Raw genomic sequence first — 14,445 nt, forward strand, 5'->3', positions numbered from 1 at the left:
GTCGAACCGTCCCTCGACCGGGTGACTAATTGTCGCCGGTTACGCACCGAGCGCTACTCTCCCCTCGTGACCCACACTGCCCGCCGAATCGGCCGATCCCTCGCCCTGGTCCTGCCCGTCGTCATGGTCCTGTCCGGGACCCTCGCGGTCACGATGGTCCCGTGGGCGGACAACAGCTCGTCCCGGATCCTGACCGCGTCCGCCGAGGACGTCTCCGTGCCCGCGAAGCCGCGCGCCCCCCAGGACGTGCTGCGCGACAAGCTCCTCGGGGAACTCCGGGCGGGCGAGCAGCCGGGTGACGTCCTGATGCACCTGCAGCAGGAGGTGGACCGGCGGCCGTCGCTGGCGGGCCACTGCGCGGGCATCGCGCGTGCACTGGGCCGGGCCGCCGTGGAGGCGTACGGCCCGACGAAGGCGCAGTCGTACGCGCGCCCCGTCTGCGACACGTCGTACGCGTCGGGCGTGGCGTCGATGGGCTGACGCCGGCCGCCGGATTCCCGGCGTCCCGGTCGGCGGCGCCCGGTCCGGCTTCCCCGGGCGGGCGCCTACGCTGGCGGCCATGACCGACGCGCCACCGCCAACCGCATCCCGCTCCACCCGCTCCACCCGTTCCGCGGCCGCGATCCCGGCCCCGCTCGCGCAGGCCCCCACCCAGGCGGTGGTCCTGGCGGGCGGTCAGGGGTCGCGGCTGCGGCCGTATACGGACGACCGGCCGAAGCCGATGGTGGAGATCCCCGGCACCGGAGTGCCGATCATCGGGCACCAGTTGGCGTGGCTGGCGGCGGAGGGGGTGACGGACGCGGTGGTGTCCTGCGGGCACCTCGCGGGCGTCCTCCAGGAATGGCTGGCCGGGGCGGAGCTGCCGCTGCGGGTGACGACGGTGGTGGAGGAGGAGCCGCTCGGCCGGGGCGGCGGCCTCAAGTACGCGGCCCGGCACCTGCCGTCCCCGGACGCACCCTGGTACGCGACGAACGGGGACGTCTGGACGCGCTTCTCGCTGCGCGAGATGGCCGCGTTCCACGCGGAGCGCGGCGCGGTGGCGACGCTGGCGCTGGCGCGGCCGCGGATCCCGTGGGGGGTGGTGGAGACGAACGAGTTCGGGCAGGTCCTGGACTTCATCGAGGCCCCGCCGTCGCCGTACCAGGTGAACGCGGGGGTGTACGTGTTCGCGCCGGACTTCGCGGCGCTCCTCCCGGACGTCGGCGACCACGAGCGGACGACGTTCCCCCGCCTGGCCCGCGAACGCCGCCTGGCCGGCTTCCCCCTGCCGCAGGGCGCGTACTGGCGCGCGATCGACACGGCGAAGGACCTGTCGGAGGCCGCCCGCGAACTGGCCGCGCAGAGCGGCTCCTGAGCGGGGCTGCACGGAAGCGGGGCCCGGCGCGCTGTCCGCGCGCCGGGCCCCGCTCGTGTGGTGCCGGTGTGTCAGCCGAGGAGGCCGCCCACGAGGCCCGGCTTTGTGGAGGGGGTGTCGCCGCCGGTGGAGCCGCTGCGGGTGCCGGTGCCGCTCGACGGGGGCTTGGGGGTGGACTGCTTCGGGGCCGTGCCGGTGCTGGAGCTGCTGCCGGTGCGGGTCGACGCCGTGGGCTGGGAGCCGGTGCCGGAGGTCTGCCGCGAGGTGGTGCCCGAGGTGGTGCGGCCCGACTTCGCCGAGGGGGACGGGGTGGCGGTGGGCTCCGGGGACTTGGAGGGCTGCTGGGTCGGGGACTGCTGCTGCCGGGGCTGCCGGGACGCGGCGGGGGGCTTCGGGAGCGGGGAGCCCGGAAGGTAGTTGCTGGGTGCCTCGCCGGGGCCGGGGACGGTGACGACGGTGCTGGAGCGGACGGCTCCGCCGAGGAGGGAGCCGATGAGGAGGGTGAGTCCGCAGACGACGGTGGCCATGATGGTTCCGCGGCGCAGGACGCGGCGGCGCAGGGTCCACAGCTCGGAGCGGGGGCCGAGGGTCCGCCAGGCCTCGCCGGCGAGGCGTCCGTCGAGGGAGTAGACGGGAGCGCCGGCGATGATCAGGGGGCTCCAGGCGGCCAGGTAGATGATGTCGGGGGCGTCGTAGGCGGGGACGGTCTTCCAGCTGACGGTCATCAGGAGGGCGGCGGAGAGCAGCGCCCCGATGCAGGCGGCGAGGCGCTGCCACAGTCCGAGGACGGTGAGGACGCCGACGATGACCTGGAGGAAGGCGACGCTGAGCCCGGCGCCGACGGGGTGGGCGAGGGCGAAGTCGCGGAGCGGCTCGGCCAGGGCCCAGGGGTGGAGGGTGCGGAGCCAGGTGACCATGGAGCCGCGTTCGCCGCCGTCGAAGTAGACGGGGTCGCACAGCTTGCCCATGCCGGCGTAGATGGAGATGAAGCCGAGGAAGACGCGCAGCGGGAGGAGGACGACGCCGAGGTTCATGCGGCGTCCGGGGTAGTACGAGGCCTGCGCGCGGCTGTCGGCTGGGGTGCGGCGGAAGGTGTCGTCCGGGTGTGCGCCCGGGCCGCCCGGGCCGCCCGGGCCGCCGGCGTACGGGGCGCGGAGGTCCCGTACGGGGGGCAGGGAGCGGGTCTCGTCGGGGTCGCCGTAGGTGCGCTGGCCGATGACGGTGGGGGTGGGGACGGTGTCGTCGGTGAGGTCGCGGGCGAGGTCGATCCGGGGGATGACCTGGGTGGCGCCGCTGTCGTGTTCGTGGTGGCCGCGGCCGTGTTCGCGTACGGCCTGGAGGAGGCCGCCCATGGCGGCGGAGTCGCCCTGGGCGGATTTGCCGCTCCAGACGACGGGGGCCCGGCGGCGGCCGGCGGCGGCTCCGGCGGCCGCAGCGGCGGCGCCGAGGACGGGTGCCCGGCCGGGGATGTTCGCGGGCTTGGAACGCGCGCTCGGGCTCGGTGCGAGCCGCACGCGGAAGCTGGCGTGGTTCACGATGACCTGTGCGGGGTCGCACGGCACCTTGACCATGCTCAGCGCGGGCTGGTCGTCGAACCCTGACGTTCTTGTGTCCACACTCATCTAACCGAGTGATCAGTGTTTAGGACACTGCCTTGACGGGGTTCTTGTGTCCGAGACCCGTCAAGATCAAGCCACCCCGCCCAAAGGGGGCGGGGTGGCACGCTCACGGGTCACCGGCGGTGCGCCGATCGGCCGAAGCCGCCCGGGTTCAGGAGCGGCGGCGGGCGGCCTCGTAGAGGACGACGCCTGCGGCGACACCGGCGTTGAGGGACTCGGCCCCGCCCGGCATGGGGATGCGGACCAGGTAGTCGCAGTTCTCGCCGACGAGGCGGCCGAGGCCCTTGCCCTCGGAGCCGACGACGATGACGACGGGCCCGGCGAGGGCGTCGAGGTCGGCGACGGAGTGCTCGCCCTCGGCGGCGAGGCCGACGACGGTCAGCCCGGCCTTCTTGTAGTCCTGGAGGGCGCGGGTGAGGTTGGTGACCCGGGAGACGGGCGTGCGGGCCGCGGTGCCGGCGGAGGTCTTCCAGGCGCCGGCGGTCATGCCGGCGGCGCGCCGCTCGGGGATGACGACGCCGTGGCCGCCGAAGGCCGAAACCGAGCGGACGATCGCGCCGAGGTTGCGGGGGTCGGTGACGCCGTCGAGGGCGACGATGAGGGGTTCCTCGCCGTTGTCGTAGGCGGCCTCGGTGAGGTCCTCGGGGTGGGCGTACTCGTACGGCGGGACCTGGAGGACGAGGCCCTGGTGGTTGAGGCCGCCGGTCATCCGGTCGAGCTCGGGGCGCGGGGCCTCCATCAGGTTGATGTTGCCGCGCTCGCCGGCGAGCTGGAGGGCCTCGCGGACGCGCTCGTCGTTGTCGATGAACTGCTGCACGTACAGGGTGGTGGCGGGCACGCCGTCGCGCAGGGCCTCGAAGACGGGGTTGCGGCCGACGACCATCTCGCTCTGACCCTTGGCGCCGCCGCGGCGGGGCGCGGGGCGGCGCTTGGCGGCCTGCTTGGCCGCGGCGTTGGCGATGCGGAACTTCTTGTGGCCCTTGCGGTCCTCGGCCTTGGGCGTGGGGCCCTTGCCCTCCAGGCCCCTGCGCCGCTGGCCGCCGCTTCCGACCGTGGGGCCCTTCTTGTTGGACGTGCGGCGTCCCCTGCGCTGGCTGTTCCCGGCCATGACCTCTACCTGTTTTCGTTGGTGCTGCGGTACGTACGTATGAAGAGTGTGCCGCCCGGGGGGCCGGGCGGCACAACAGAGCTGGTCCGGGCGGGTCCGGTCAGCGGGGTCCGAGGGTCCAGCGCGGGCCGGACGGGCTGTCCTCGATGACGAGTCCGGACTGCTGGAGCTGGTCGCGGATGGCGTCGGCGGTGGCCCAGTCCTTGCGGGCGCGGGCGGACTCGCGCTGGTCGAGGACGAGGCGGACGAGGGTGTCGACGGCTCCGTGGAGGTCGTCGCCGCGGTCGGCCTCCTGCGACCAGTGCGGGTCGAGGGGGTCGAGGCCGAGGACGCCGAGCATGGCGCGGACCTCGGCGAGGCGGGCGATGGCGGCGTCCTTGTCGTCGGCGGCGAGCGCACTGTTGCCCTGGCGGACGGTGGTGTGGACGATGGCCAGCGCCTGCGGGACGCCGAGGTCGTCGTCCATGGCCTCGGCGAAGGCGGGCGGGACCTCGGAGGCCGGCTCGACGGGGCCGCCGGCCTTCTCGACGACGCGCTGGACGAAGCCCTCGATGCGCGCGAAGGCGGACTCGGCCTCGCGCAGCGACTCCTCGCTGTACTCGATCATGGATCGGTAGTGCGGGGTGCCGAGGTAGTAGCGCAGCACGACGGGGCGCCAGTTCCTGGCCATCTCGGAGACGAGGACCGAGTTGCCGAGGGACTTCGACATCTTCTCGCCGGACATGGTGACCCAGGCGTTGTGCACCCAGTAGGAGGCGAAGTCGTCGCCGAACGCCTTGGCCTGGGCGATCTCGTTCTCGTGGTGCGGGAAGACCAGGTCGAGGCCGCCGCCGTGGATGTCGAAGGCGCTGCCGAGGTACTTGTGCGCCATCGCGGAGCACTCCAGGTGCCAGCCGGGGCGGCCGCGGCCCCACGGCGTCTCCCAGTCGGGCTCGCCGGGCTTGGTGGCCTTCCACATGGCGAAGTCGCGGGGATCGCGCTTGCCGGTGATGCCCTCCTCGCTCGGCTGCTGGAGGTTGTCGAGCTCCTGGTTGGAGAGCGCGAGGTAGCCCGGGTAGGAGCGGACGTCGAAGTAGACGCTGCCGTCGGCCTCGTAGGCGTGGCCCCGCTCGATGAGGCCGCGCATCATCTCGATCATCTCGGGGACGTGGCCGGTGGCGCGGGGCTCGTACGTGGGCGGGAGGCAGCCGAGGGCCTCGTAGCCGCTGTTGAAGGCGCGCTCGTTCTCGTAGCCGATGGACCACCAGGGGCGGTCCTGCTCGGCACCCTTCTTGATGATCTTGTCGTCGATGTCGGTGACGTTCCGGATGAAGGTGACGTCGTAGCCGCGGTACTCGAACCAGCGGCGCATGATGTCGAAGTTGAGGCCGGAGCGGATGTGCCCGATGTGCGGGGCCGCCTGCACGGTGGCACCGCAGAGGTAGATCGAGACACAGCCCTCGACGAGCGGGGTGAAGTCGCGGATCTGCCGGGCGCTGGTGTCGTACAGGCGAATAGTCACGGCACCAGGGTAGTGCGCCGCGGGCAGTGCCCCGCGACCCTTTCGGGGGCGCGGCGGCGCTTTGCGGCCGCGGCGGGGAGCCCCCGTCGAGCCGGGCGCCGCCGGGAGCGGCGCCCGGTACGGACGGACTGCGGCGGTCAGGCCGGGTTCGACCGGTACACCAGTGCGGTGGCGATGGCGGCGAGCCCCTCGGCGCGCCCGGTGAGGCCGAGTCCGTCGGTGGTGGTGCCGGAGACGGAGACGGGGGCGCCCGCGGCGGCCGAGAGCGCCTTCTGCGCCTCTTCGCGCCGCTTGCCGATCTTGGGGCGGACGCCGATCACCTGCACGGCGATGTTGCCGATCTCGAAGCCCTCGGCGCGGACGATGCGGGCGGCCTCGGCGAGGAGGGTGGTGCCGGAGGCGCCGGACCACTCCGGGCGGGAGGTGCCGAAGTGGGCGCCGAGGTCGCCGGCTCCGGCGGCGGAGAAGAGGGCGTCGCAGGCGGCGTGGGCCGCGACGTCGCCGTCGGAGTGGCCGGCGAGGCCGTCCTCTCCCTCCCACAGCAGGCCGGCGCACCACAGGTCGCGGCCCGCCTCGAAGGCGTGGACGTCGGTGCCGATCCCGACCAGCGGGAGGAGCGGGGCCGCAGACGGGACCGGGGCGGGGGCGGGGCTAGTAGGCATCGGTGGCCCTCCTGCGGGCGAGTACGGCCTCGGCGAGGACCAGGTCGAGCGGACGGGTGACCTTGAAGGCCTCTTCGTGGCCCGGGACCACGACGACGGTGGTGCCGAGGCGCTCCACCATGCCGGCGTCGTCGGTGGCGCCCTCGCCGGACACGGCGACGGCCTCGTGGGCGCGGCGCAGGGTGGCCAGGTCGAAGCCCTGGGGGGTCTGGACGGCGCGCAGCCGGGCGCGCTCGGGGGTGGCGACGACCGGCTCGGGCTCGCCCGGCCTGCCGGGTTCGACCTCCTTGACGGTGTCGGCGAGGGGCAGGGCGGGGACGACGGCGGGAGCGCCGTCGCGGACCGCCTCGACGACGGCGTCGACCGTGTCCACGGGGACGAGGGGGCGCGCGGCGTCGTGGACGAGCACGCAGGTGATGTCGTCGGGGAGGGCGGCGAGGCCGGCGGCGACGGACTCCTGGCGGGTGTCGCCGCCGGGGACGACCAGCAGCTCGGTGCGGTCCGGCAGCGGGTGCTCGTCCAGGAGGCGGCGCACCTCGGCAGTGCCGTCGGGCGGTGCGACGACGACGACCAGGCGGACGGCCCGCGAGCGGGCCATGGCGCGGACGGCGTGGATCAGCATCGGGGTGCCGCCGAGGGCCCGCAGGGCCTTGGGGGCGCCGGGGCCGAGGCGTACCCCGCGGCCGGCGGCGGGGATCACCGCGGCGGTGCGCTGGGGGCGCGTTTCGTCAGACATTGAAGTAGCTCCGAGCCAAGGTTTGTGACTTCGGCCGACATGGGTATGGCCCTGGGGAGTGCCGGGTGCGACGCCCTCGCCCCTTCCGTGACGACCGGTCGAGCCGGCTGCCCGGACCCGGCACAAGAGGTCGGTCAGTCGGATCGGGTCGGGTCGGGGTATCGCGTCGTGCGGGTGCCGTGGGCGCGGGTGCGCCGAGTGCGGCTCAGGACGGCGCGGGACCGGGCGGCGCGGCAGCGCGCCGTCGGGGGCTGCGCGGGATCACGTAGGTCTGCGTACGGCGTCGTGTGTGCGGGACGGCGTGCGCTCGCGTACGGGCGCGCTGCGAGGTGCGGCGTGCGGGTGCAGACATGCCGCAGCGCCCGGCAACGGCCTCCCATCGGGGAGGCCGGTCGTCGGGCACCGCGGCACGGCTGCTTGCGGGTCTGCGCGTCGTCAGGACGCGAGAACCTCGTCGAGGAGGGCCTCGGCCTTGTCCTCGTTGGTGTTCTCCGCGAGCGCAAGCTCGCTGACCAGGATCTGGCGCGCCTTGGCGAGCATCCGCTTCTCACCGGCGGACAGCCCGCGCTCGCGCTCGCGGCGCCACAGGTCGCGCACCACTTCGGCGACCTTGATGACGTCGCCGGAGGCGAGCTTCTCCAGATTTGCCTTGTAGCGACGGGACCAGTTCGTCGGCTCCTCGTTGAGCGGTGCCCGCAGCACCTCGAAGACCCGGTCCAGCCCGTCCTGGCCGACTACGTCGCGAACGCCGACGAACTCCGCATTGTCGGCAGGCACACGAACCGTCAGGTCGCCCTGGGCGACCTTGAGCACCAAGTAGGTCTTGTCCACGCCTTTGATCTGGCGAGTTTCGATGGCCTCGATCAGCGCGGCCCCGTGATGGGGATAGACCACGGTGTCGCCAACCTTGAACGTCATGTGACAGGTACCCCTTCCGTGGCTATCCAGGGTAACACGAGAACTGACTGTTATGAATGGCGTTTTCGCAGGTCAGGGCACATCTCGGGGCTTGACAACTCCGGCGGGAACGTGCTGCGGAGGGCTCCGGAAGGGGGGTATTCGCAGGTCGGAGGCGCTGTGCGGACCGGGCGAAACGGCCACGTTACACCTCCCGGGTGACCTCGCCGGTGTGATGTACGTCCCGTTTTGCCGGGTTCGAGGTCGGGAAACCGAACTACTCCGTTCGACTACCGGCCACCCGAACGGAGCGGTTCCGGCCCAATCCCGGAATTGATCACGGAGAAGCGTTCGAGGGAATCCCGGAATTGATCACCGGGGGCCGGAGCGCTATATGCGGACGGCACATGAACGGACCGGGAAGTGCCGGCGCCCGTCGCCGGCGGAACGGGCGCCCGGCGGTCCGCGGAATGCGCGATCGCGGGGCCTGGGCAGCGGAGCCCCTCCCCTGCGGAGGGTCGGGTGCGGGGGCGGGGCGGCGGCTCGGTAACCTAAGCGCGCTGACACACCCTTAGGGCGGCTTTACCTCGGCCGCCCCCGGGACCGACCACCTTCCGTTCCGTACGTCCAAGGAGTTGCCGCCGCCGTGAGCCGCAGCCTTCGACGCGGCGCCCTCGCCGCCACCGCCGTCGTGTTCTCGATCGCCTCGCTGGCCGCCTGCGGTGCGGGCAACGATGCGCAGACGCTGAAGATCAGGCCGGACAACGCCCGCGCCTCCAAGGGCGACATCATGGTCCAGAACGCGCTGGTGATCACCGGCAAGGACCGCAAGGGCTCGGCCGTCGTCTCCGCGACGCTCTTCAACGAGGGCGACAAGCCGCAGACGATCGACGCGATCACCCTCCCGGGCTCCAAGGGCAAGGTCGTCCTGAAGGGCGCCGAGGGCGCCGCCGGCAAGGTCACCGTCCCCGCCGGCGGCTCCGTCGTCCTCGGCGGCAAGGGCAACCCGTCCGCCGTGATCGAGGGCGGCAGCGAGGCCGTGGAGGACGGCGACGTCCAGAAGGTCGTCTTCAAGCTGAGCAGCACCGGCGACGTCGAGCTCGAGGCGTTCGTCTTCCCGAACACCGGCATGTACGCGCCCTTCGGCCCGACCGAGGCCCCCGCCGCCGGCCCGTCCGCCTCCGGCAGCCCGGCCGCCTCGCCGTCCGCCGGCCCGTCGGGCTCGCCGTCCGGCTCCCCGGCCGCCACCCCCTCGGGTGCGGCCTCGGGCTCCCCGGCCGCGTCGCCCTCGGGCTCCGCGTCGCACGCCGCCGGCCACTGAGGCCCCGGCAGCCACACGGAAGGGCCCCGTCCGCAGCACGCGGACGGGGCCCTTCCCACAGGTGCCGACAGCGGCCTACGGCTCGAACTTGTAGCCGAGGCCGCGGACCGTGACGAGGTAGCGCGGCGCCCCCGGGTCCGGCTCGATCTTGGCGCGCAGGCGCTTGACGTGCACGTCGAGGGTCTTGGTGTCGCCGACGTAGTCCGCGCCCCACACCCGGTCGATCAGCTGCATGCGCGTCAGCACGCGGCCGGCGTTGCGCAGCAGCATCTCCAGCAGGTCGAACTCCTTCAGCGGCAGGTCCACCTTGGCCCCGCCGACGGTCACCACGTGCCGGTCGACGTCCATGCGGACCGGGCCGGCCTCCAGCGCGGCCGGGGCGACCTCCTCCGGCTCGCCGCGGCGGCGCAGGACCGCGCGGATGCGGGCGACCAGCTCGCGCGAGGAGAACGGCTTGGTGACGTAGTCGTCGGCTCCTATCTCCAGCCCCACGACCTTGTCGATCTCGCTGTCCTTCGCGGTCACCATGATGACGGGGACGTTGGAGCGGCCGCGCAGCTGCCGGCAGACCTCCGTGCCGGGCAGGCCGGGCAGCATCAGGTCGAGGAGGACGAGGTCGGCGCCGTTGCGCTCGAACTCGTCGAGGCCGTCGGGCCCGGTCGCGGCGACCGCGACCTCGAATCCCTCCTTGCGGAGCATGTAGGAGAGGGCGTCGCTGAAGGATTCCTCGTCCTCGACGACGAGCACACGGGTCACGGAAGGACCTCCGGGGCAGGGTTGGGCGGTTCTGGTGTTCTGCTGGGTCAGGCGGGAGTCGGGTGGCCGGGGGTGGGCGACGGTTCCGCCTCCCCTGCCGGGGTGCGGGCGGGGCCCGGGGACGCGGCAGCCTCGGGCAGCCGCAGCGTGAACGTGGAGCCCTGGCCCTCCGAGCTCCACACGCTGACCTCCCCGCCGTGGGAGGCCGCCACGTGTTTGACGATCGCGAGGCCGAGGCCTGTTCCGCCGGTGGCGCGGGAGCGGGCCGGGTCGACGCGGTAGAAGCGTTCGAAGATCCGCTCGCGGTCCTTCTCGGGGATGCCTATGCCCTGGTCGGTGACGGAGATCTCGATCAGGTCGCCGCCCGGGGCGGTGACGCGGCGGGCGGCGATCCCGACGCGGGTCCGGGCGGGACTGTAGTTGACGGCGTTCTCCACCAGGTTGCCCAGGGCCGCCGCGAGCTGGCCGCGGTGCCCCCAGACGCGCAGGTCGGCGGTGCCTCCGGAGGCCATCGTGATGTGCTTCGCGGACGCGGTGTGGCGGCAGCGGTCGATCGCCTCCTCCACCAGCGTGTCCACGCGGACCGGCTCGGCGTCGTCCAGCGGGTCGTCGTTCTGCACCCGGGACAGGTCGATGAGCTCCTGGACGAGGTTGATCAGGCGGGTCGCCTCGATCTGCATGCGGCCTGCGAAGCGGCTGACCGCCTCGGGGTCGTCGGCGGCGTCCATGACGGCCTCGGACAGCAGGGAGATCGCGCCCACCGGCGTCTTCAGCTCGTGCGAGACGTTCGCGACGAAGTCGCGGCGCACGGCCTCGATGCGGCGGGCCTCCGTGAGGTCCTCGACCAGCAGCAGCACCAGCCGGGACCCCAGCGGCGCCACGCGCGCCGAGACGGCGAGGGCCTCCCCGCGGCCGGTGCCGCGGCGCGGCAGGTCCAGCTCGACCTGGCGTATCTCCCCGTCGCGGCGGGTGTCGCGGGCCATGTGCAGCATCGGCTCCGAGGCGAGCCTGCCGCCGCGGACCAGCCCGAGCGCGTACGCCGCGGAGCTCGCCTTGACCACGGCGTCGCCCTCGTCGAGGACGACGGCGGAGGAGCGGAGCACCGACAGCACGGTGTCGACCCCGGGCGGGAGCACCGCGTTGAGGTCGGGGCGCATGGAGCTCCGGGTGGGGCGCGCCTGGTCGCGCTCGCTCCAGCGGAACGCCAGCGTGGCGACGACACCGGTGCAGGCACCGGCGATCGCTGCGGCTGCGGCGACCGCCGCGTTCACGTCCATGCATCCAGGTTAAGCAGGCGCGACGGCACTTCCCCAGCCGTTCGGGGGGCGCCTCGAACAGTCGTCGCCCAGAGTTCACCGCGGCGACGGAGCCGATTCACTTCCGGTGCCGGAGTCGGACGCGTACGCCGTCCAGCGTGTCACCGTGGGGTTCGAGCCCGCATCCGGGCCGGCCCCCGGGCACCGCGCAGTAGGCCAAGAGAGGGACACCATGCGTGACGCGTACCACGAGGAACTGGACTCGATCGGCGAGAGCCTCGTCGAGATGGCCCGGCTGGTGGGCTCCGCCATCGGGCGGGCCACGACGTCCATGCTCGACGCCGACCTGAAGCTCGCCGAGAGCGTCATCGCGGCCGACCAGAAGATCGACGACCTCCAGCACGACCTGGAGGCCCGCGCCATCGCACTGCTCGCCCGGCAGCAGCCGGTCGCCACCGACCTGCGGATCGTGGTGACGTCGCTGCGCATGAGCGCCGACCTGGAGCGCTCCGGCGACCTCGCGCAGCACGTGGCCAAGCTGGCGCGGCTGCGGTTCCCGGACGCGGCGGTCCCGCGGGACCTGCACGCGACGATCCTGGAGATGGGGCAGCTGGCGCAGCGGCTGATGGCGAAGGCCGCCGAGGTGATCATCACGAAGGACGTGGACCTCGCGCTCCAGCTGGAGACGGACGACGACGAGATGGACCAGCTGCACCGCACGCTGTTCCAGCACCTGATGGACGACCGCTGGAAGCACGGCATCGAGACGGCGGTGGACGTGACGCTGCTGGGCCGCTACTACGAGCGGTTCGCGGACCACGCGGTGTCGGTGGCCAAGCGCGTCGTGTACCTGGTGACGGGCGAGCACGCGGACGAGCTGCAGACGCCGGTGCAGCCCGAGGACGTCTGAGCAGCCAGGCGGGCGGGCGGCGCCCCGACACCGGGCGGGCGCCGCCGAGCCCCTGTGCGCCGTTGACGCGCCCGTGCGGCTGGGCATGAATGAGGCGGAAGGCAGTAGGCCCACGCGTACACCGCCTGCGAGGAGGAACCATGCCCGATTCCCCCGTCCCCGTCACGCCGGAGTCCGACCGGGAGCCGGCTCCGGAGCCGCTGCGGCTCCCGCTGCTCGCGGCCTGCGGCTGCGGCTCGGGCTGCGGCTGCGGCTGCCAGTCCGGAGCCCCCTGCCAGTGCGGCGGCTGACCCCGCCCATCACGCCCCCGCCCGACACCGAGGAGCCCCCGGCCTGCGTACGACGCGCGGACCGGGGGCTCCTTCGGGCTGGTTACTTCTTCTTGCCCTGGGTCTGAGGGGCCCGTTTTCCGCCCCTGGTCAGAGAGCCGTACACCCTGGGTGACCTGCGGTCGAGCGGCCGTTGTTGGTCAGTAGTGGCCATCGTCGGTCGGCGGCGGAGGGCCCAGAGAGGGCCCAGCTTGGGGCCCGAGAAGGACCGCCTACGGCGGACGACTCTTCGGCGCCCAAGGCTGTTTCAAGGTCGGCCGGCGTGCGACTACCGGCTCGTTGCCAGCGCAGAAGAGCCCACTGGCCCGCCCGGCCGATGTGGACTCTTTCGTGTCCGCCGAAGGTATACCGTCAACGGCCTGATGACCTGGACGGCTGCGGCTGCGTGAAGCTCCGGAAGGGGCTTTTCAGAGCGGCGAACGCTGGTGCGTCTCCTCCGCGGCCCCCGGTCCTGAAAAGCCCTTCCCTGCCCCCAGAGAGTTGAAGGAAAACAGCGTCCGCAGCGTCCACGGTACGCCCGGTGCCGCCTCTGACCTGCACATTCCGGGTGGACGCTAGTTGAAGGACTCAGCGTCCGCGAGCGTCCGCAGCGTCCGCTCTACCTAAGGGCTGTCCCGTAAATGATCTCTGGCGTGCCTGGTGGTCTGCTGGTTTCTGTGTCACCCGGCAAGGACGAGGTTGTGCAGGCGGGCGACGCCGAGCATGGCGTGGTGGACACCGTCGCCTTTCAGGCGGCAGTCGCGAAGGATCTTCCAGCCCTTCATCCGGGCGAAGACGTGCTCCACACGGGCACGGACTTTGCGGTGGGAGGCGTTGTGCTCCTCCTTCCAGGCCGGGAGTTCGCTCTGGCCCTTCTCGCGGCGGTGCGGGATGACCAGACCGGTGCCGCGGTAGCCGCCATCTGCGATGACCGTGGCCTTGCCGACGGCGTCTTTCGCGCCGGACAGCTCCCACGCCTTGCAGTCGTTGCGGCTGCCGGGCAGCGGTCGGCCGACCGCGACGACGAGCCGGGTGCCGGCGTCGATGACGACCTGGTGGTTGGTGGAATACCGGTAGTTCTTCGACTGCTCGGCCACCGTGTGGTCGCGGGTGGGTACCAGGGTGCCGTCCACGATCAGCACGGTGTCCTTGCGGAACCGCTTGCGTGGCTGGAGGGCGAGCGCGGGTCCGAGGTGGTCGATGATGCGGTCGGCGGCCGACTTTGACACCCCAAACAGCGGGGCGAGTTGGCGCAGGGTGAGGTTGGTGCGCCAGTACGCGGCGACCAGCAGGACCCGGTCCTCCAGCGGCAGGCTCCACGGCCGGCCCTTGCGCACCGGGTCCGCACCCTCCCGACGCAGCGCGGTGACGAGCTTGCCGAACTGTCGCGGGCTCAACCCTGTGAACGGGGCTATCCAGGACGGCTCAGACGCCGTGATCACACCAGCCACACCAAGATCATCTCACCCGCGACCAGCACTTACGGGACAGCCCTTAGCCTCCCCTCGAAGAGCATCAGACCAGGTCAGGTGGCTCTTGGAGGGCAGAAAGTCATTGGACGCTGGCCCGCCCGATCTCGCCAAGGTGCCTGCTGCCGACAAAGCAAGAGGAGCACGCCGGCCCGCGCGGGGGTGCTCCTCTTGCTTGTCGTCCTGCTTGTCGCTTGTCGCGCCTTGTCGCTTGTCTTGTCGCTTGTCGCGCCCCTGGTCACAGCCCTGCTGGGCCTTTTCGGCGCCGTCTGCGGGACCCGGACGACAGGACCCGCGACAAAAGCGACAAGCCGCACCGCGCCGACGGCCTCGCTTCGGCGGTGGGCCGCGCAGCGCGAGCGGAGCGAGCTGCCGAAGGTCGTACGCCCGCGGCGTTCCTTCTATCCCCTCCCGCTCCCAGCCGTCGCCTGACACCTCGCCTGACGCCTGACACCGTCACGGCCCGTGACACCCAAACCCTTAGGCACACGCGGTGTCACGCGCTCTGACACCTGGCCATGCCACCCCCCTGACACCTGCCGTGAACG

The 14,445-nt window shown here is 72.6% G+C and carries 14 protein-coding genes; 5 read left to right on the forward strand and 9 right to left on the reverse strand.

The window, feature by feature from the left end; all coding sequences use genetic code 11:
- Nucleotides 1-66: 66 nt before the first annotated feature.
- Nucleotides 67-480 (forward strand): hypothetical protein, encoded by a 414-nt coding sequence (locus C0216_RS28955; protein WP_114058087.1) that lies wholly within the window; start codon nucleotides 67-69, stop codon nucleotides 478-480.
- A gap of 79 nt (nucleotides 481-559) precedes the next feature.
- Nucleotides 560-1,354 (forward strand): nucleotidyltransferase family protein, encoded by a 795-nt coding sequence (locus tag C0216_RS28960; RefSeq protein ID WP_114058088.1) that lies wholly within the window; start codon nucleotides 560-562, stop codon nucleotides 1,352-1,354.
- A gap of 71 nt (nucleotides 1,355-1,425) precedes the next feature.
- On the opposite strand, the gene C0216_RS28965 is transcribed toward C0216_RS28960, so the two are convergent.
- From C0216_RS28965 to C0216_RS28990, 6 genes are all read right to left on the reverse strand, one after another.
- Nucleotides 1,426-2,976, reverse strand: a complete 1,551-nt coding sequence (locus C0216_RS28965; protein ID WP_114058089.1) for a DoxX family protein — start codon at nucleotides 2,974-2,976, stop codon at nucleotides 1,426-1,428.
- A gap of 148 nt (nucleotides 2,977-3,124) precedes the next feature.
- Entirely contained in the window at nucleotides 3,125-4,081 is a 957-nt protein-coding gene (rlmB, locus tag C0216_RS28970; protein WP_114058090.1) for a 23S rRNA (guanosine(2251)-2'-O)-methyltransferase RlmB, read from the reverse strand.
- Nucleotides 4,082-4,181: 100 nt separating this feature from the next.
- A complete protein-coding gene (gene cysS / locus C0216_RS28975) occupies nucleotides 4,182-5,582 on the reverse strand; it encodes a cysteine--tRNA ligase (RefSeq protein WP_114058091.1) in 1,401 nt (466 codons plus the stop codon).
- A 137-nt stretch (nucleotides 5,583-5,719) separates the two neighbouring features.
- Nucleotides 5,720-6,244, reverse strand: coding sequence for a 2-C-methyl-D-erythritol 2,4-cyclodiphosphate synthase (ispF, locus tag C0216_RS28980; protein WP_114058092.1), 525 nt, complete (start codon nucleotides 6,242-6,244; stop codon nucleotides 5,720-5,722).
- Nucleotides 6,234-6,980, reverse strand: coding sequence for a 2-C-methyl-D-erythritol 4-phosphate cytidylyltransferase (ispD, locus tag C0216_RS28985; RefSeq protein WP_114058093.1), 747 nt, complete (start codon nucleotides 6,978-6,980; stop codon nucleotides 6,234-6,236). Before ispD ends, ispF begins: the two co-directional genes overlap by 11 nt.
- A gap of 435 nt (nucleotides 6,981-7,415) precedes the next feature.
- Nucleotides 7,416-7,898, reverse strand: coding sequence for a CarD family transcriptional regulator (locus tag C0216_RS28990; protein ID WP_114058094.1), 483 nt, complete (start codon nucleotides 7,896-7,898; stop codon nucleotides 7,416-7,418).
- 625 nt (nucleotides 7,899-8,523) lie between these two features.
- Here C0216_RS28990 and C0216_RS29000 point away from each other — a divergent pair.
- Entirely contained in the window at nucleotides 8,524-9,198 is a 675-nt protein-coding gene (locus C0216_RS29000) for a DUF461 domain-containing protein (protein WP_114058096.1), read from the forward strand.
- A gap of 75 nt (nucleotides 9,199-9,273) precedes the next feature.
- Here C0216_RS29000 and C0216_RS29005 read toward each other — a convergent pair whose 3' ends face one another.
- Entirely contained in the window at nucleotides 9,274-9,954 is a 681-nt protein-coding gene (locus tag C0216_RS29005; protein ID WP_114058097.1) for a response regulator transcription factor, read from the reverse strand.
- Between the two features lie 47 nt (nucleotides 9,955-10,001).
- Nucleotides 10,002-11,231, reverse strand: coding sequence for a sensor histidine kinase (locus C0216_RS29010; protein WP_114058098.1), 1,230 nt, complete (start codon nucleotides 11,229-11,231; stop codon nucleotides 10,002-10,004).
- 211 nt (nucleotides 11,232-11,442) lie between these two features.
- Between C0216_RS29010 and phoU the strand changes: the two genes are divergently transcribed.
- Together phoU and C0216_RS33980 are read left to right on the forward strand one after the other, a co-directional pair.
- Nucleotides 11,443-12,120 carry a phosphate signaling complex protein PhoU gene (gene phoU / locus C0216_RS29015; protein WP_114059005.1) on the forward strand — a complete coding sequence of 226 codons (678 nt, stop codon included), beginning with the start codon at nucleotides 11,443-11,445 and terminating at the stop codon, nucleotides 12,118-12,120.
- 140 nt (nucleotides 12,121-12,260) lie between these two features.
- Entirely contained in the window at nucleotides 12,261-12,410 is a 150-nt protein-coding gene (locus C0216_RS33980; protein WP_174250483.1) for a hypothetical protein, read from the forward strand.
- 698 nt (nucleotides 12,411-13,108) lie between these two features.
- On the opposite strand, the gene C0216_RS29020 is transcribed toward C0216_RS33980, so the two are convergent.
- The gene (locus C0216_RS29020) at nucleotides 13,109-13,879 is read right to left on the reverse strand and encodes a transposase (RefSeq protein WP_114058099.1); all 771 of its coding nucleotides are present in this window, start codon (nucleotides 13,877-13,879) and stop codon (nucleotides 13,109-13,111) included.
- Nucleotides 13,880-14,445 lie beyond the last annotated feature (566 nt).

The organism is Streptomyces globosus, assembly GCF_003325375.1.
Classification (GTDB): domain Bacteria; phylum Actinomycetota; class Actinomycetes; order Streptomycetales; family Streptomycetaceae; genus Streptomyces; species Streptomyces globosus_A.

Bases quoted from the DNA above. Each gene is read 5' to 3' on its own strand.
- C0216_RS28990 (WP_114058094.1), bottom strand. From the start codon at position 7,898: ATGACGTTCAAGGTTGGCGACACCGTGGTCTATCCCCATCACGGGGCC.
- ispD (WP_114058093.1), bottom strand. From the start codon at position 6,980: ATGTCTGACGAAACGCGCCCCCAGCGCACCGCCGCGGTGATCCCCGCC.
- ispF (WP_114058092.1), bottom strand. From the start codon at position 6,244: ATGCCTACTAGCCCCGCCCCCGCCCCGGTCCCGTCTGCGGCCCCGCTC.
- C0216_RS28960 (WP_114058088.1), top strand. From the start codon at position 560: ATGACCGACGCGCCACCGCCAACCGCATCCCGCTCCACCCGCTCCACC.
- C0216_RS29010 (WP_114058098.1), bottom strand. From the start codon at position 11,231: ATGGACGTGAACGCGGCGGTCGCCGCAGCCGCAGCGATCGCCGGTGCC.
- C0216_RS33980 (WP_174250483.1), top strand. From the start codon at position 12,261: ATGCCCGATTCCCCCGTCCCCGTCACGCCGGAGTCCGACCGGGAGCCG.
- C0216_RS28965 (WP_114058089.1), bottom strand. From the start codon at position 2,976: ATGAGTGTGGACACAAGAACGTCAGGGTTCGACGACCAGCCCGCGCTG.
- phoU (WP_114059005.1), top strand. From the start codon at position 11,443: ATGCGTGACGCGTACCACGAGGAACTGGACTCGATCGGCGAGAGCCTC.
- rlmB (WP_114058090.1), bottom strand. From the start codon at position 4,081: ATGGCCGGGAACAGCCAGCGCAGGGGACGCCGCACGTCCAACAAGAAG.